We start from the raw sequence: 15,826 nt of genomic DNA, 5'->3' as shown, positions 1-15,826 counted from the left end.
TCCCCTGCCAGCAAGAGGACGGATGCGTGCGGGCTCGCCCGTATGCGACTGCACGACCAGCCTCCGCAGCACCGCTGCGGCCGGTTGCCTCCGCTGCACGTCTCGTACGTGCAGCGCTGAGGGGAGCCGCGAGTGCTTCATCCACTGCCGAGAGGAACCCATCATGGGCAAGATCACCGATCGGATGCGTCGTCAGGCCGACGACAACCGCGAAGCCGCTGTCTGGGTGCGCGCTCACGGACGTGAGCAGCGTGCGAAGCAGCTGGAGGACCGCGCGGACGAACTGGAGTCGGGCCGCGTCACCGACGTCACCGACCAGGTCAGCGCGCTCATCTCCTGGGGTCTGCGCCGCCGCTGACGGCGGACCCCTTTTCGACTCTGAACGGCGCGCGGTCCCCGGGTTGCCCCCCGGGGACCGCAGTCGGGCCGTTCCACCCTGTGAGAGGAACACGACCCAATGAAGCACATCGTCACTGTTCAGGAAGCTGTTACCGCGTTCGCCGACTTCATGGAGCCGACGGCCGCTGAGCTGGACGCGATCGAGCTGGAGTCCCCCGTCATCGCGGCGGAGGTCGACCTCCTCGACGCGCAGATCAAGACCCTCGACCGCCCCGCGAACGAGGTCGACGCCCGCCGCATCCGCCGAGCCCGCAATCGCGTGCTGGCCGCGCGGCGGGACCTGGTCAACCGCACGGCCGGCGTGATGCTGCCGGGCGGTGCCGCATGAGCACCCCGACGGAGAACGGCAAGCTGACCGCGGCGCACGCCGAGGTGAAGGCGGAGATCGCCCGGACGGACAGCAAGACCGGGCTGCTGCTGGCGTTCGTCGGCGCGGTCCTGGCCGGGACGTGGACAGTCGCCCGCGACCTGCCGCTGAACGTGGCCGCCTGTGTGGTGGGCGGTCTGGGGACGGCTCTGCTGGTCGGCGCGGCCGCTCTGCTGCTGCGGTCGGTGCGTCCGAACCTGCGCGGCCGGCACGGCTTCCCCCTGTGGGCCACCCTCACCCCGGACGAGATCACCGCCACCCTGAGCGGCCGGGACCTGGCCGCCGACGTCGCCGGACTGTCCCGTCTGGCGGTCGCCAAGTTCACGTGCCTGCGCCGCGCGGTCGACCTGACCTGCGCGGGCGGCGCGCTGCTCCTCCTCGCCGCGCTGCTCACGACGGGGGGTGCGGCGTGAACGCCAAGACCGCACGGCCGGCCGTCGCCATGACGGCCGTCTCCATGGTCCTCACCCTCGGCGTGGTGGTGATGTGGCTGGGCACGGCGATGCCGTGGCCGGTCGCCCTGGTCGTCGGCCTGGGCATCGACGGCGGATGGCTCGCCACCCTCGCCTACGAACGCCGCCTCGCCGCGCAGGGCGACCACAGCCACGCCGTGACGGCCGTCGGGTGGTGCTTCGGCCTGCTCGCCACCGGCGTCCTGGTCGCCCACGCCCTCACCGCCGAAGAGTCCACCGGCGCCTGGCTGGCCGTCGCCTGGCTGCCGGTCGCGGCCAAGGCCTTGTGGCTGGTGCACGGCATGTGGGAGCGCACCGCGCTCACCCCGGCCGCACTCGGCGCGATCCGGGGCATCCAGCAGGAAGCGCGGGACGAGGCGGCCGTGGCGCGTGCCCGACTGCGGGCCGACGCGTCCACCGAGGAGACCAGGCTGACGGCCGTGACGCAGGCCGGGGCACGCGTCGCCCGCGTCCAGGCCAAGACCGCCGCCACCCTCGCGGGGGCGTGGTCGACGCTGGAGACGGCCCGGCAGGGCGAGGACACCGGACGGGCCCTGACCAGCGTGACGAGCCCCGTCACGCCCGGCGTCACACCGGACGTCACACCCCGCTGGGAGCTCCCGGTATGGGGCCCGGTCGAGCAGGTGTCCGTGCTCGCGCTGGAGTCCGCTCCTGCGCTCACGGACGCGCAGCTTGACGCGCTGGTCGACGAGATCCGGCACAGCCAGACCCCGGCCCTGTCGTACCGGGAGATGGCGGTGCGCTTCCGGGCGGCCGGCCACTCCGCCTCCGAAGTCCGGCTGCGGGCGGCATGGAAACGGGTCGCCTGATGGGCGCGCTGCCGGTCTACCGGTGGCACCTGGCCCCGGACGGCTACGCCACCCGCCGCCAACTGAGGGCCCGCGACCTGCGGCCCGGCGGTCAGGGCGTGGCCGTTCAGCTCGAACGCCCCCGCCGACGGCGGCCGCCGCTGGTCGCCTACCTCTACCGCGTCGACCTGGCCAAGCCCGTGCGGCCGATGACGCCGGCGAAGTGGGCTGCGCTGGCCAAGGCCAACGCCGCCCGCCGCACGTGTCCGCAGTGCCGCACGGATGCGGGATACGTCATCCCGCCGTCGCTCGGCATGTGCGTTCCCTGCGCCTACCCCGAACCCGCCGAAGCCTTGAGGAGTGCCTGACATGGGCAAGCCCGACACCCGCAGCATCGACCGCGAGATCAGCAAGACGACCCGCAAGCTGGAGGCGGTCCGGCGGGGCGAGATGTGGCCGCTGACCAGCGCCGAACGCCGCGCCGTGATCGGCGCGCTCGCCGGCGGCTCCTACCGGGTGCTGCGCGGCAAGAGTGCCGGCCGCCAGGAGAGCCGGCTGGACAGCCTCTCCAGCTCGGTCGAGACCCGGCTGACCGCTGAGCTGACCGCGCTGCACATGGAGCGGGCGCGCATCGTGCGCGAGGCCGCCGCCGCGAAAGCCAAGCGGAAGTCGTCCGGCTGGTGGTGACACCCACCCGCCCCGCCTGAACCACCCCGCCGGGACGGCCTCGCCCTCGCCGTCCCGGCCGCTCACCCCTTCCCGCACGCCCTTCCTGCCCCGTCGTGGGGTGCTGAGGAGTCTTCCGCATGTCCGAGAACGTCGTTCACCTGCACAAGCACACCGACCCCCCGACCGTGACCACACTGACCGTGGTGCCCGACCCCGCCCCGCCGGCACCCGTCCCGCTGTGGGTGCGCTCCGGACGCGCCGTGAAGACGGCCGTCACCCACGAGAACACCCGCACCACCGCCCGCGCCGTCGCCCGGCACAGCCTCTACGTGGCCGGTGGGGCGAGGATCGTGGCCCGTCGCACGTGGGACGGGAAGACCGCCGCCCGCTACGAGCGGTTCATGCGGGCGGCGGAGGCCGCGGGGAACATGGACGCGGCCATGGAGTGGGAGGAGCGCGCGCAGCGCTTCCGCGACGCCCGCCACCGCCGCCGCATGGACCTGCTCCACTCCCCCCTCGACGCCGCCAAGGGCGTCGCCGTCGGCACCGGGATGGGCATAGGCGCACTCGTCGCCCTCGGCGTCGTCATGGCCATCGCGAACCACGACGTCACCGACGTCATCACCCCCATCGCCGCCGTCATCGAGTTCATCAACCTGCTCATCACCATCGTTCAGGTGGTGTGGGGCCCGCTGGTCTCCCTGGGCCCGTTCCTCGCGCTGCTCGCCCTGTGGGCCGTGGGCAGCAAGCAGCAGGCCGCCCCCGCATGGGCGATGCCCGCCACCGTCCGGAATGGCGAGGGCGAGCCGATCACCCCGTCCATCGTGGTCAAGGCCCTGCGCGACCTCGGAGTGTCCGCCCTGGCCAAGGCCATCAAGGAAATGGGCGACGCCGGCGCGTCCATGCTCGGCCCCATCCGCATCGCCGGATGCGGCGTCGAGGTCGACGTCACCCTCCCTTCCGGCGTGGCCACGAACGAAGTGCAGGCCAAGCGGCGCAAGTTGGCGGAGAACCTGTCCCGGCACGAGCACGAGGTGTTCATCACGATCCCGACCGCCGCGCGGACGGTACGGCTGTGGGTCGCCGACTCCGGCGCGCTCGACGAGCCGATCGGCCCGTCCCCGCTGGTCACCGACGACACCATGACCGCCGACTACGCCAAGGGCCGCGCCCCCTGGGGTCAGGACCTTCGCGGCGACGCAGCCGCACTGAGCCTGTATCAGCGGCACCTGCTCATCACGGGCCTGTCCAACCAGGGCAAGACCGTCGCCCTGCGCTCCCTCGCGCTGTGGGTGGCGCTGGACCGGTCGGTGCAGTTCCTCATGGGCGACCTCAAAGGCGTCGGCGACTGGGCCATGTTCGACGGCCTCGCCTCCACCCTCATCCAGGGCCCGACCGACGAGCACGTCATGCAGGTCACGGAAATGGTCGAGGGCGCAGTCAAGGAGATGAACCGCCGGATCCAGGCCCCGCCCGGCACCACGTTCCCGCCCCTGATCGTGGTGGTCGACGAAGCGCAGGTCGCGTTCATGTGCCCGGCCGTGGACGAGGACAAGCGGCCCTACGGCGGGTCCAAGGCCACCTCCCGGTACTTCATGGCCGTCCGCAAGATCCACAACCAGGGCCGGGCGGTGAACGTCCTGATGTGGCAGGGCACCCAGGACCCCACCGACCAGAACCTTCCCAAGCTGGTCCGCGAGGGCGCCCACACCCGCGCCTCCCTCGCGCTGGGCACCGAGCAGCAGGCCCGCATGGCGCTCGGCGACAAGGCCGTCGACGGCGGAGCCGCACCCAACATGCTCCGCCCCGGCCTGGACAAGGGAACGCTGGTCGTCGCCTCCGACGGCATCAAGGTCCCGGCCGGGCAGGCGTCCATCACGGTCCGCACGCACTACATCGACGACGCCGGCGCGACCGCCATCACCGACCGGGCCAAGGCCCTGCGCGACGGCGTCACCACCCTGCACGCCGTCGAACGCGGCGAGGAGCGTGACCCGCTCGGCGACATCCTCGCCGTCCTCGGAGACGCCTCCCGCGTGCTGACCGCCGACGTCCTCAAGCGCCTCACGACGCTGAACGCGGACGCCTACGGCCGGTGGACGCCCGGCGACCTCAAACGCGTGCTCGAGGACGCCGGCGCGGAGCCCTACAAGTCCGACGGCCGCATGGTCGTCGGACGCGACCGCGTCGCCCGCGCCCTCACCAACCAGGACGGCCAGGGTTCCGCTTCCGACGACGGATGACAGGGAGGCGACCCCGCCCCGGCCAGGGAGGCAGGGAGAACTCCCTGAAACCCTCCCTGCCCCGCCTCCCTCGCCCTGACCTGCATCGATGATCTGTCAGGGAGGCAGGGAGGCCCGCAGGTCAGCACCCCTGACACCCCCTCCAGACCGCCCCGGGCAGGGGGTGTGTCCGCCTCCCTCACCCAGCTCCGGAAGGGATTCCGCATGTACCCCGAGCACGCCTACAACCCGCCCGCCGTCCGGGCCGTCGCAGTCCACCAGCCCACCCCCCTCACCCCCGCCGTGCCGTATGCGGCACCCCTCGTTCCCGTCCAGCCCGGCATCCTGCCGACGGTCGCGAGCGTCGTCCTCCCGGACGGCCGCGTCGTCACCGGCTACGCCATCGAGCCCGCCAAGCCGGACCCGGCCGTCGCCAAGCCGGCCGTCTCGCGGACGGCGGTGAACGTCGTCCTCGGAGGCGTCGGGTTCCTCGCCGTGTGCGGCGGACTGCTGCTCCTGACCACGTTCATCGCCGCGCTCACCGCGCTCATCACCCAGCTCATCACGCTCGCCGCCGTCATCTTCGGCGGATGGATCGCCGTGCAGATCTTCAGCACGAACGGCCGCAAGGACGGGACCACGGTCAACATCCGCAAGGCCGTCATCAAGCGCAACCACTTCCACGTCTAAGGCTCAGCCCCGAGATCAGACCTCATGGCGTTCCGCAGGGATGAATGAACCTCTTTGTATGCCACACGGAGGTTTGCGTATTCCTCGCTGTCGCTCGTCGCGCCGTCCGCGACTGTAATGCAGATGTCGCGAAGCACACGGTGGTTGCTGTCCGCCGCAGCCACAATCCGTAACGGTGCCATTACCTCGATCTCGTACCGACGGCTGAGGCACCGCTCATACGCATCCCAGACCGCCTTCGCCCGTTCCACTGACGGCATGTCGGCCGCTCGTGCCAGGACACTGCATTCGTGACGCGTTCCGGATAGGACCGCCAGGTACGAGGCATACAGGACCCGCTTGTTCTCCGTGTTCTGGTCGCTCCTCTGCCTCTTCCACCGCCAGAACTCAAGCGCTCCTGCTGAAAGCGTGGCAATGCCACCTCCAGCGACAGTGCTGACCAGCGCAGTCCACTCCACTCGCCTCGCCCCCCGACGTCGGCGTTCGTGCAAACGAACCAACCGTGCAGGGGCGGCCCCTCTCGCCAAAGACAAGGCCGCCCCGTCCAACCAGCCAGCAACTGACCTGTTGGAGGTCTCCCAGCATGACGCAACCGACCAGCATCCGGCGAGCACTCGCCCCGCTCGCCCTGAACGGACCGATCCGGGTCCTGGACGCCTTCTCCTGCATCGGGGGTGGCACCGACGGCTACCGGCGCGCGTTCGGGAACTGCCACGTCACCGGCGTCGACATCCAGGCACAGCCGGACTACTGCGGCGACGCCTTCCACCAGGGCGACGCGGTCGAGTTCATCCGCGAGCACGGCCACGAATTCGACTTCATCCACGCCTCACCCCCCTGCCAGGGCGAGGGCGCGCCGACAAAGGGCACGAACGCCGCCCGCAACGCCGCGATCGGCCGCACCTACCCCCGGCTCATCGCCCCCACCCGGGCCGCACTCGATGCCACCGGACGCCCGTACGTCATCGAGAACGTGGCCGGCTCCGAGGTCCGCAAGGACGTCCGCCTGTGCGGGGAACAGTTCGGCCTGGCCGTGCTCATGCACCGCTACTTTGAGTTGGGCGGCTGGACGACCGCGCAGCCGGCGCACCCTCTCCATCGGGGCTACGTGCGCGGCTACCGGCACGGCGAATGGCGAGATGGCCCCTACGTCGCCGCCTACGGCAAGGGCGGCGGCAAGGCTACCGTCGCCGAGATCCGCGAGGCCAAGCGGATCGACTGGTCCACCGACCACCTTCGGCTCCGCGAGGCACTTCCGCCCGCCTACACCGAGTGGATCGGCCGCGCGTTCCTCGCCGCCCACATCCCCGCGCTGGAGGTGGCCGCGTGAGCACTCCGCCCCTGCTCGACACCGCGCTCACGCTCGCCACCCGCACCGTGCCCGTGCTGCCGTTGCGGGCCGGGAAGGTGCCGTTCGGCAACTGCCCGGACTGCGCCGCCAACGCATGCGGCGGCCGGCCGAACATGAAAGCCGCGGGCACCTGTCGGTGCCCCGGCGTCTGCCACGCGTGGGCCGCCGCCACCACCGACCCTCACATCCTCACCTCTCCGGCATGGGCGTCCGCGTGGCGCCGGGCCGCCGCCGTCGCCTACCACCCCGGCGGCGCCGGCGTGACCGTCGTCGACCTCGACGACGCGGCGGCCGTCGACTGGGCCCGCGCCACCCTGCCCGCGACCAGGACCGTGACCACCACCCGGGGCGAGCACTGGATCTACCGGGGCACCATGCCGTCATCGAACGCCGTCCGCCCCGGCGTCGACATCAAGTCCACGATGGCCTATGCCCGTTGGCGCGGTCCGGGGACCGGCTCCACAGTCGCTCTCCCGGACGCTGTGCGCGCCCTGGCCGTAAAGGAGCCGTCCACGGCCCGCAGAGCGCCACAGATGGCCACAGTGCCCCTGAGGGCCGGGCAGGGGGAGTGCCCCCACCGCACGACCGCCTATCTGGACCGTGGCATCTCCATGGCCGTGCAGCGCATCACCGAGGCGCGTAGCGCCGTCCACGCGACCGTGTACCGCACGTTCCTCGCCGTGCTGTCGACGCACGGCCGGTGCGGCTGCCTCACCGATGTCCACACCGCGCGGCTGTTCACCGCCGCCCAGGCCAAAGGCGAATCGGCCCGGCACTGCACCGATGCGTGGACCAACGCCCTGACCACGTTGGGACTGTGACCATGTCCGACGACGAGAAGAACCCCGCCCGCAAGGTCATCACCGACTACGCCCAAGAGCACTTCCGGTACTTCCGCACCGCCGACGGCACCGTGTACGCGCAGCGCAACGGCCACCCCGTCGCCCGTCCGATCCGCTCGCAGGGCACGACCGGCAGCCACCGCCAGGAACTGATGGTCGGACTGTTCAAGGACGGCATCGGCGTGTTCAACGGGACCGCCCTCAAGGAGGCACTCGACTTGATCGAAGCGCTCGCGCTCACCGAGGACGTACAGCCGGTGAACATCCGTGTGGCTCCCGGGTTCGACGGGGCGACGTGGCTGGACCTTGGCCGCGACGACGGGCAGTCCGTCCGCATCCACCCCACCGGCTGGGACATCACTGTCCCGGACCCGCGAGAGGTGTGCTGGCGGCGCACCCAACTCACCGGGGAACTCCCCCTGCCCGCCAAGGACACCGACGGCAAGGGCATCGATCTTCTGCTCAGGCTGTGCAACTTCGCCACCGCCGAAACCGAGTGCCTTGCCATCGCTTGGCTGATCGGCTGTCTGGGGCCGTCTGTACCGGTCCCTGCGCCGTTCCTCACCGGCCCGCAGGGCGCGGGCAAGTCCACCGGCGGCCGGATGCTCGTGCGGATCGTCGAGGGCATGAGCGGCGACCTGCGCCGTGCACCGAAGGATGAGGAGAACCTGATCGCGGCGGTGGCGGCCGGATGGGTCACCGCGCTGGACAACCTCTCCCACATGACGCCGGACCTGTCCGACGCGATGTGCTGCATCGTCACCGGGGCCGAGAGCGTCAAGCGGGCCCTGTTCACCGACGGGGACGTGTTCCGCGTCGGCTACCGCCGGCCCCTGCTCCTGACCGGTATCGACGTGGGGGTCATCCGGCCCGACCTCGCCGAACGGCTCCTGCCCCTGCGCCTCGAACGCCCTCGCGTCCGACGTACCGAGGCCGAACTGTGGGCCGAATACGCGGAAGTCCTGCCCGTCGTCCTCGGCTCCCTCCTCGACCTCACCGCGAAGGTCCGCGCGATGGAGGCGGAGACGCCCACCGATCTGCGGATGGCGGACTTCGCGCACCTGTGCGCGCAGCTCGATGCCGCGACCGGGCTCGGTGCGCTGCCCGCGTACCGGACGAGTCTGGACGACCTGAACGACGACGTGATCGAGGGCGACCTGTTGGCGCAGACCGTCCTTCTGCATGCCGACACCTTGGAGTCGGGCGGCGTGCAGCAGATGACGTCCACCGAGTGGTTGTCCTGCCTGAGCCGCCTCTACGCGGGTGAGGACTGCCGTCCCCTGCCCAAGGGGTGGCCGACCACCGGCAAAGTCCTCTCAGATCGGCTCAAGCGCCTGCAACCGACGCTGGCGGCTCGGGGCGTCCTCATCGACTCGGGCCGCACCAAAGCGGGCCGCTACCTCGAAATGACCCGCACGGTGGCCCTGACCCTGCCTTCATACGAGCAACAGCGGATGCACTGACCCCCGCGATTCGCCTGCCAAGGGACAAGCAAGAGGAGCACCGGTCCCGGGGGCGTGCTCCTCTTGCTTTGCGGTGCCTGCACTGTCCCAAGAGGTGCCGCGCAGCGGCTCCTTCTTCGCTCTGTAAGGCGCACCGAACTACCACAGACAGCCCCCTCTTTGTCCTAAGTAGGAAGACGCTGCGTCACCTGCGTCACCCGACCCGAAAAACGGCCCCTGACCTGCGCTGACAGTGATGACGCAGACGGCCGACTCTGCGTCATCCTGCGTCACCTGCGTCACCGGGTGACGCAGCCGATGACGCACGGGTGACGCAGCCCCGATCTGCAGCGTCACCAAAAACCGCAGGTCAGAGACCTAAGTGACGCAGATGACGCGGTGACGCAGAAATCCGGTCCTCGGACAGACACGCCTGAATCCGGACCCACCCGCGCACGGAGGACATGCGATGAGCGCTGCACGTGAACAACCGGACCCGCGCGCCACACTCCGTGGCGGGTTGCCGGACCGCTACCTCACTCCCGACGACATCGCCGAGATGTTCGAGGTGCCCAAAGAGACCGTCTACCAGTGGCGTCGCAAGCGCGTGGGACCGCCCGGATTCCGCATCGGCAAGTACATCCGTTACGACCCCGCCGACGTGCTTGCCCACGTCGCCGAACGCAAGAGCACCGAACAAAACGCTGCCTAACCCAACACCCACCGCAGACAGCAGGGAGAGCCGCGACCCGGCGGCTCTCCCTGCTGCGTGTTGAGAGGACCGCCGCCTCATGGCAGGCCACATCCAAGACCGTTGGTTCAAGACCGAGACGAACGCCGGCGGAAAGACCGTCCGCGTCAAGAGCGACCGCCACGGAAGTGGTCTGCGCTACCGGGCCCGATACATCGGTCCAGACGGCGCAGAGAAGTCCAAGAGCTTTCCCGACGGAAAGAAGCGACTCGCCGAGAAATGGTTGAGCGCCATTGAGACGGACATGACGCGCGGTCAGTACACCGATCCCAAGTCCGTGCGGATCACGTTCCGGCAGTACGCCGAGAAGTGGTTGGACAGCAAGACGTCCAGCCCGATGGCCCGGAAGGAGTTCGGCCGGCGCTTGCGGCTGCACGTCTACCCGGTGCTTGGCTCCCGGCCGATAGGGACCTTCCGGCCTGAGCACATCAGGGAGCTCCTCGCCGCGCTGGACGCGAAGCCCGGCGTAGGCCCTTCCTACACCCGGAACATCTTCGCGGACGTTCAGTCGGTCCTGTCTGCCGCTGTCGATGATGCGCTGCTGTCGCGCAACCCGTGCGGTGCACGGACCGTCCGGCGACCCAGGCCGGACGCGCATCGCGTGGTCCCATGGACGCTCGCCCAGGTGTTCGCCGTTCGAGCGGCCCTTCTGGAGCGGTACCGAGCGATGGTCGACGTCGGCGCCGGGTGCGGTCTACGACAGGGAGAGGTGTTCGGACTGGCTGAGGACGCCATCGACGTCGACGGGCGCACGCTTCACGTGGTCCGGCAGATCAAGCACGTCGAAGGGCACCCGGTGTTCGCTCTCCCCAAGGGCGGCAAGAAGCGGGACGTGCCGCTGCCCGACTCCCTGGCAGAAGCTCTCCGAGCCCACATGGACGCCTGCAAGCCGGTGGAGATCACGTTGCCCTGGGACGTGCCGGAAGGGCCGAAGGTGTCCGCCCGGCTACTCTTCACGGCGGAGCAAGGGGGCATGGTGTGGCGGAGCAACTTCAACGGCAAGGAGTGGAAGCCCGCCCTCGCGGACGCGGGCCTCATTCGCTCGGAAACGGATGAGAACGGCAAGTACGAGTCGGCGCGTGAGCACGGTATGCACGCCCTGCGGCACTTCTACGCCTCCGCGCTGCTGGACGCGGGCGAGAACATCAAGGCCGTCAGCGAGTACATGGGGCACGCCGACCCGGCGCTGACGCTCCGGGTGTACGCCCACCTGATGCCCGACAGCCGAGACCGCGCCCGTCGCGCCATCGACTCGGTGTTTCAGCGCATCTCTCAGGAAGACCACGGCCCACAGACGGCCCAGTAAGACTCAGACGGCCCCTGACCTGCCCTTCTGTGCAGGTCAGGGACCTTTTCCTCGCGAGAACCCTCTGAAGTTCCTCAACTCCGCTTTGGCCGTCGGCCGGGGCGGGCATCCCCCGTTCACGCGGCGCTCGGACGCCGCGCGAGGCGCCCACGGGGGGCCGCTTCGGGGGACAGGGAAGGAGGGTGACGCCATGTTCTTCGGCATCGTCCTGGCGGTGATCGTCATCGGGTTCGTGGTGGCCGTGGCGGCCAACGCGCGCAATCGCAGTACCGTGCGGTCCCGCGGCGGCGGCCGGTCGCGCGGCGGCTCCTCCAGCAGCTCCGGCAGCTGGTGGGCGGGCGGCGCGGCCGGCGGGAGCGGCGCCTCCTGCAGTTCCGGCGGTTCCGGCGGGCACCATGGCGGCCACCACGGGGGGCACTCGTGCGGCGGCTCGTCCTCGTCCTGCGGCGGAAGCTCGTCCTGCGGCGGCGGATCGTCCTGCGGCGGGGGCGGCGGATGCGGCGGAGGCAGCTGACACGGGGCAGCTGAGCTCCCCGCGGGGGGAGCCGCATCCGGACCGCGGGGCCCGGCCGACCACGGGCTCCGCGGTCACACCATGTGCCCGGGGCGGGCGCGAACGGCATGTGCCTGGCCCGCCTGGGCGTACGCCCTGGTTGAACAGTTGAGCTGTGGAGCCCCCCGAGGGATGGAAACCCCACGAAGTTGGGTAAAAACGCTGTGGCGGCACCACACTTCATGATTCCCTCTAAAGCACCGACGCAGCCCCTCGCACCCTTCGGACGTCCCGAGCGGACGACCTCCCCAGACCGGGCTGACCGGGGCGGTTCCCGGTGTCGACCGGGGTGCGCCGGACCTTTTCCTCCTTTTCTTTGCGTCTCCGCGGAGCCGATCCATGCTCACGACCCTGAACACCTCCTACACCGACACGCGCGCGGCCGATCTCGCCTGGGCCCTGGGGCGTGAACCGCTGCCCGCCCTCGCCACCCTCGACCTCGAACTGAGCGGCGCCAAGCTTCAGTTGAGACTGCTCGGTGCGTCGCACCAGGTGCTGCTGGAGGAGGAGCAGGCCAGTTGTTCGGAGACGGTGGCCTGTATCCCCGGCAGCAGCACCCCGCTCCCGCTGGGCGTCGCCAAGCGGGTCGGCGGCTGGGAGTACGAGTTCGCGGCGCGCGTCGAGGAGCTCTCGCCGGGCCAGTTCGCGGGCCGCGCGCAGGAGCTCCTGGCCCTCGTCTCCGAGCATCCGCACGGCCTGGTCGGCGTCTTCCCCGGCAGCCCGCACGCGTTCACCGCCCTGCTCGCCCAGCGCCACGAGGGCCATGTCCACTGGCGCACCTGGCACGCCTACCCGCAGGACGGGCAGCTGGTGGCGACGAGAACGCGGGTGGGTGTGCGCGTGCCGGTGTGCGCCGAGATCCCGTCCGGCGGGTGAGGCATGAACCGGTGAGCGTGGACCGGTGACGCGTGGACCGGTGACGCGTGAACTGGTGGCGCGCGAACCGGTGAGGCATGGACCGGTGGGGCGTATGCCGGCCGGCTGAGGACCGGTGGGGCGTGTGCCGGTGGGGCGAGGCCGGTGTGGCGAAGCCCCGGGGGCCGAGGGCGGTGGGACGTGACGGCGGCCGCGTCCGGCGGCGGCCCGTCCGGCGGTGACTCAAACGTGTGACCGCCCGGACGCCCCGAGTTTCACACGTGTGGGTGACGAAGGGTGGCCACGCCGTGACGTAACGTCGCAGTCGTGATCGAACCGTACGCACCGGCCCCGCCCGGAGCTCCGCCGCCCTGGAGGGGCCCCGCGCGGCTCCCCGTCCGGCCGGACACCGGGCGGCTGCTGGTCCTCGCGTGCGTCTTCGTCTGCGCGGCCTGCGGTCTCGTCTACGAACTCGAACTGGTCGCCCTGGCCTCCTACTTGATGGGCGACTCCGTCACCCAGGCCTCCGTCGTGCTGTCGGTCATGGTCTTCGCGATGGGGCTCGGCTCCCTCGTCGCCAAACGGCTGCGCCGGTTCGCGGCGGCCGGATTCGGCGTCCTGGAGGCGGCTCTCGCCCTGGTCGGAGGGTGCAGTGCCATGGCGCTGTACGCGGTGTTCGCCTGGACGGGCGACTGGGGCGGCCTGTGGGCCGACGGCTCCCGCATCCTCCTCGTGGCGTTCTCCCTCGCCATCGGCCTGCTCATCGGGGCCGAGGCGCCGCTCCTCATGGAGCTGATCCAGCGCATCCGGCGGCAGGACGCGGGCGGTGCGGTGGCGGACCTCTTCGCCGCGGACTACGTGGGCGCGCTGGTCGGCGGCCTCGCGTTCCCGTTCCTGCTCCTGCCGTTCCTCGGCCAGCTGACGAGCTCCCTGCTGGTGGGCGCGGTCAACGTGGTCGCCGGGGCCGCCCTCGTGCTGGGCCTGTTCCGGCGCGACCTGACCTGCCGGGCCCGCTGCCTCCTGCTCGTCGCCAACATCGCCGTCCTCGGCGTCCTCGCCTCCGCCGCCGTCCTCGTCGACGACTTCGAACGGGCGGCGAGGCAGGCGGTGTACGGGGGCGACGTGCGGGTGGCGGTGCAGACGGGCGTCCAGGAGATCGTGCTGACCGGCGGCGCCGACGGCCGCCCCCTCGACCTCTATCTGGACGGCCGCCTCCGTTTCGCCGGCCGTGACGAGCGCCGGTACCACGAGGCCCTCGTCCAGCCGGCGATGAGCGGCCCGCACGCGCGCGTGCTGATCCTCGGTGGCGGCGACGGTCTGGCCGCCCGAGAAGCCCTCGGCCGTCCCGGCGTGCGCCGCGTCGACGTCGTCGCGCCCGACCCCGGGCTGATCCGGCTGGCCCGCACCGACCCGGCCCTGTCGAGCCTCAACGACCACGCCTTCGGCGATCCGCGCGTCCGCGTGGCCGCCGGGGACTCCTTCCAGTGGCTGCGCGAGGCCCCTGCGGCCACGTACGACGTGGTCGTCGCGGATCTGCCCGATCCCGGCATCACGGCGAGCACCAAGCTCTACTCCCAGGAGTTCTATGGCCTCGCCCGCCGCGTCCTGGCCCCCGGCGGCCGCCTCGTGGTGCACGCCGGGCCGGTCGCGGGCCGGCCGCCGGTGTTCTGGACGGTCGAGGCGACGCTGCGCGCGGCCGGCCTGCACACCGCCCCCTACCGGGTGGCCGGCCGCGGCACCGGCCGTACCGGCGGCCCCGACCGCATCGCCGGCGACGACTCCCGGGCTCCCCGCGACTGGGGCTTCGTGCTGGCCGCCGCGGACGCCCGACCGCCGATGCGCCTCGACGCGCGCGAGCGCCCCCCGCGCACGCTGACCCAGGCGGCCCTGACCGCCGACGCCCGGGCGGCCGAGGCGCACCGGGTGGCCGGAGTGCCGGCCTCGACGCTGGTGCATCCGCGGTACTGAGGCGACGCCCCGGTGCGCGCCCCGGTGCGTCCCGGTGCGTGAGAAGCGCACGCTGCGACGAGGGGGAACGCACCCTGCGCGAAGCGGGAAGGCACCCGGCGGCGGAGGGTGAGCCCATCGGTCGCCGTAGGGGGTTCGGGGCGTCGATGCCGCTGGTGCGGGGCGTACCACCCGCCCGTCCCGGGGGAGGCCGAATCCGGTTTCGCCGGGTGCTTTCCCCTCCTGCGTGGGTAGGCTCGGGACTTATGGAGCAAGAGGTGTTCGTTCCGGTTCCGGCCGAGCGACTGAGGGCGGCCCTCGCCGATCCCGCGCAGGTGGCCCGTGCGGTTCCCGGGCTCCAGCAGGACGCGGGCACCGAGCCCGTCGCGGGCCGGCTGAAGGTGCGGATCGGCGGCCACACCATCACGTACCGGGGGACGGCACGCGTCTCTCCGCGCGAGAACGGCGGCTACGCCGTGGAGGGCGACGGGACGGAGGTCCGCGGCAGCGGGTCGGTGAAGCTGAGCCTCGTCCTTCATCTGCGGGAGGCCGACGCGGGCACCACAGTCCGCTTCGAGGGGACGGCCTCGGCGGACGGCCGGGTCACGGAACTGCCCTCCGAGGTGGTCGACTCGGCGGTGGCCAGGCTGCTCAACCGTTTCGCGGCGAACCTGGGAGTCTCGGCCGCACCGGACGAGCAGCCCGAATCCGGGACGAGCGACGGCACCGGCCGCCAGGACGACGTCCAAGACGACCACCAGGACGACGCCGATCCGGACGCCGATGCGCGAGACGCCGATGCGCGAGACGCCGACGGGCCCGACGACGTCGCCGATCCGGACGCCGCGGACGACGTCGACGAACCCGTCGTCCCCGCGGCGGTCTTCGAGACGGCTGAGCTCCCCTCGGAGCTCGAGGACCTGACGGGACCCGCACAGCCGCCCGCCGAGGCCGCGCACGCGCGCCGCACGATGATCGGCCGCAGCGCCGAGGAGGTCGACCACGCTCCGCCGCGCGGGCGCTACGCGCCGGTCCCCGCCCCGCAGACCGTCATGCCGAACAGCGCGCTGCGGTGGGCGGCGCCGGCGGCCGCGCTGGTCGTGGCGTCCGCGATCGTGGTCGGCAGGGCGCTGCGCCGACGCGGTTAGGCCGGGCCGGGCCGGTCCCGGTC

General features: G+C 71.5%; 17 protein-coding genes. All 17 read left to right on the top strand.

Annotated features, from left to right (window positions below; translation table 11 throughout):
• Positions 1 to 163: 163 nt before the first annotated feature.
• The 17 genes from OHS82_RS20170 to OHS82_RS20090 all read left to right on the top strand — a co-directional run bounded on the left by OHS82_RS20170 (position 164) and on the right by OHS82_RS20090 (position 15,803).
• Positions 164 to 358, top strand: a complete 195-nt coding sequence (locus tag OHS82_RS20170) for a hypothetical protein (RefSeq protein WP_328434251.1) — start codon at positions 164 to 166, stop codon at positions 356 to 358.
• Positions 359 to 457: 99 nt separating this feature from the next.
• Positions 458 to 727, top strand: a complete 270-nt coding sequence (locus tag OHS82_RS20165) for a DUF6284 family protein (RefSeq protein ID WP_328434250.1) — start codon at positions 458 to 460, stop codon at positions 725 to 727.
• Positions 724 to 1,179 (top strand): Pycsar system effector family protein, encoded by a 456-nt coding sequence (locus OHS82_RS20160; protein WP_328434249.1) that lies wholly within the window; start codon positions 724 to 726, stop codon positions 1,177 to 1,179. Before OHS82_RS20165 ends, OHS82_RS20160 begins: the two co-directional genes overlap by 4 nt.
• On the top strand, positions 1,176 to 2,048 hold the full coding sequence (locus tag OHS82_RS20155) for a protein spdB (protein WP_328434248.1): 873 nt from the start codon (positions 1,176 to 1,178) through the stop codon (positions 2,046 to 2,048). Before OHS82_RS20160 ends, OHS82_RS20155 begins: the two co-directional genes overlap by 4 nt.
• Positions 2,048 to 2,395, top strand: coding sequence for an RRQRL motif-containing zinc-binding protein (locus OHS82_RS20150; protein ID WP_328434247.1), 348 nt, complete (start codon positions 2,048 to 2,050; stop codon positions 2,393 to 2,395). The genes OHS82_RS20155 and OHS82_RS20150 overlap by 1 nt, the downstream gene beginning before the upstream one ends.
• A 1-nt stretch (position 2,396) precedes the next feature.
• The gene (locus tag OHS82_RS20145) at positions 2,397 to 2,714 is read left to right on the top strand and encodes a hypothetical protein (protein WP_328434246.1); all 318 of its coding nucleotides are present in this window, start codon (positions 2,397 to 2,399) and stop codon (positions 2,712 to 2,714) included.
• A gap of 119 nt (positions 2,715 to 2,833) precedes the next feature.
• Positions 2,834 to 4,939 (top strand): FtsK/SpoIIIE domain-containing protein, encoded by a 2,106-nt coding sequence (locus OHS82_RS20140; protein ID WP_328434245.1) that lies wholly within the window; start codon positions 2,834 to 2,836, stop codon positions 4,937 to 4,939.
• 204 nt (positions 4,940 to 5,143) lie between these two features.
• On the top strand, positions 5,144 to 5,608 hold the full coding sequence (locus OHS82_RS20135; protein ID WP_328434244.1) for a hypothetical protein: 465 nt from the start codon (positions 5,144 to 5,146) through the stop codon (positions 5,606 to 5,608).
• 583 nt (positions 5,609 to 6,191) lie between these two features.
• Complete coding sequence (locus OHS82_RS20130) at positions 6,192 to 6,938, top strand: DNA methylase (RefSeq protein WP_328434243.1); 747 nt, start codon at positions 6,192 to 6,194, stop codon at positions 6,936 to 6,938.
• Complete coding sequence (locus tag OHS82_RS20125; protein ID WP_328434242.1) at positions 6,935 to 7,780, top strand: DNA primase; 846 nt, start codon at positions 6,935 to 6,937, stop codon at positions 7,778 to 7,780. The genes OHS82_RS20130 and OHS82_RS20125 overlap by 4 nt, the downstream gene beginning before the upstream one ends.
• A 2-nt stretch (positions 7,781 to 7,782) precedes the next feature.
• Positions 7,783 to 9,264: an ATP-binding protein gene (locus OHS82_RS20120; protein WP_328436085.1), complete on the top strand. Its 1,482-nt coding sequence runs from the start codon at positions 7,783 to 7,785 to the stop codon at positions 9,262 to 9,264.
• A gap of 448 nt (positions 9,265 to 9,712) precedes the next feature.
• Positions 9,713 to 9,955: a helix-turn-helix domain-containing protein gene (locus OHS82_RS20115; protein ID WP_328434241.1), complete on the top strand. Its 243-nt coding sequence runs from the start codon at positions 9,713 to 9,715 to the stop codon at positions 9,953 to 9,955.
• 79 nt (positions 9,956 to 10,034) lie between these two features.
• Positions 10,035 to 11,300: a tyrosine-type recombinase/integrase gene (locus OHS82_RS20110; RefSeq protein WP_328434240.1), complete on the top strand. Its 1,266-nt coding sequence runs from the start codon at positions 10,035 to 10,037 to the stop codon at positions 11,298 to 11,300.
• A 190-nt stretch (positions 11,301 to 11,490) separates the two neighbouring features.
• Entirely contained in the window at positions 11,491 to 11,814 is a 324-nt protein-coding gene (locus tag OHS82_RS20105; protein WP_057577913.1) for a hypothetical protein, read from the top strand.
• Between the two features lie 378 nt (positions 11,815 to 12,192).
• A complete protein-coding gene (locus tag OHS82_RS20100; RefSeq protein WP_057577912.1) occupies positions 12,193 to 12,729 on the top strand; it encodes a DUF2617 family protein in 537 nt (178 codons plus the stop codon).
• A 306-nt stretch (positions 12,730 to 13,035) separates the two neighbouring features.
• Positions 13,036 to 14,676 carry a polyamine aminopropyltransferase gene (locus tag OHS82_RS20095; protein ID WP_057577911.1) on the top strand — a complete coding sequence of 547 codons (1,641 nt, stop codon included), beginning with the start codon at positions 13,036 to 13,038 and terminating at the stop codon, positions 14,674 to 14,676.
• Between the two features lie 245 nt (positions 14,677 to 14,921).
• The gene (locus tag OHS82_RS20090) at positions 14,922 to 15,803 is read left to right on the top strand and encodes an SRPBCC domain-containing protein (RefSeq protein WP_328434239.1); all 882 of its coding nucleotides are present in this window, start codon (positions 14,922 to 14,924) and stop codon (positions 15,801 to 15,803) included.
• Positions 15,804 to 15,826: the final 23 nt, after the last annotated feature.

This window comes from Streptomyces sp. NBC_00425 (genome assembly GCF_036030735.1).
GTDB lineage: Bacteria > Actinomycetota > Actinomycetes > Streptomycetales > Streptomycetaceae > Streptomyces.
This window is presented reverse-complemented; position numbering and strand designations above follow the sequence as displayed.

What these genes read in the sequence shown, in the direction of transcription:
- OHS82_RS20170 (WP_328434251.1), top strand. Translation starts at nt 164, where the DNA reads ATGGGCAAGATCACCGATCGGATGCGTCGTCAGGCCGACGACAACCGC.
- OHS82_RS20165 (WP_328434250.1), top strand. Translation starts at nt 458, where the DNA reads ATGAAGCACATCGTCACTGTTCAGGAAGCTGTTACCGCGTTCGCCGAC.
- OHS82_RS20160 (WP_328434249.1), top strand. Translation starts at nt 724, where the DNA reads ATGAGCACCCCGACGGAGAACGGCAAGCTGACCGCGGCGCACGCCGAG.
- OHS82_RS20150 (WP_328434247.1), top strand. Translation starts at nt 2,048, where the DNA reads ATGGGCGCGCTGCCGGTCTACCGGTGGCACCTGGCCCCGGACGGCTAC.
- OHS82_RS20145 (WP_328434246.1), top strand. Translation starts at nt 2,397, where the DNA reads ATGGGCAAGCCCGACACCCGCAGCATCGACCGCGAGATCAGCAAGACG.
- OHS82_RS20140 (WP_328434245.1), top strand. Translation starts at nt 2,834, where the DNA reads ATGTCCGAGAACGTCGTTCACCTGCACAAGCACACCGACCCCCCGACC.
- OHS82_RS20135 (WP_328434244.1), top strand. Translation starts at nt 5,144, where the DNA reads ATGTACCCCGAGCACGCCTACAACCCGCCCGCCGTCCGGGCCGTCGCA.
- OHS82_RS20130 (WP_328434243.1), top strand. Translation starts at nt 6,192, where the DNA reads ATGACGCAACCGACCAGCATCCGGCGAGCACTCGCCCCGCTCGCCCTG.
- OHS82_RS20120 (WP_328436085.1), top strand. Translation starts at nt 7,783, where the DNA reads ATGTCCGACGACGAGAAGAACCCCGCCCGCAAGGTCATCACCGACTAC.
- OHS82_RS20115 (WP_328434241.1), top strand. Translation starts at nt 9,713, where the DNA reads ATGAGCGCTGCACGTGAACAACCGGACCCGCGCGCCACACTCCGTGGC.
- OHS82_RS20110 (WP_328434240.1), top strand. Translation starts at nt 10,035, where the DNA reads ATGGCAGGCCACATCCAAGACCGTTGGTTCAAGACCGAGACGAACGCC.
- OHS82_RS20105 (WP_057577913.1), top strand. Translation starts at nt 11,491, where the DNA reads ATGTTCTTCGGCATCGTCCTGGCGGTGATCGTCATCGGGTTCGTGGTG.
- OHS82_RS20100 (WP_057577912.1), top strand. Translation starts at nt 12,193, where the DNA reads ATGCTCACGACCCTGAACACCTCCTACACCGACACGCGCGCGGCCGAT.
- OHS82_RS20090 (WP_328434239.1), top strand. Translation starts at nt 14,922, where the DNA reads ATGGAGCAAGAGGTGTTCGTTCCGGTTCCGGCCGAGCGACTGAGGGCG.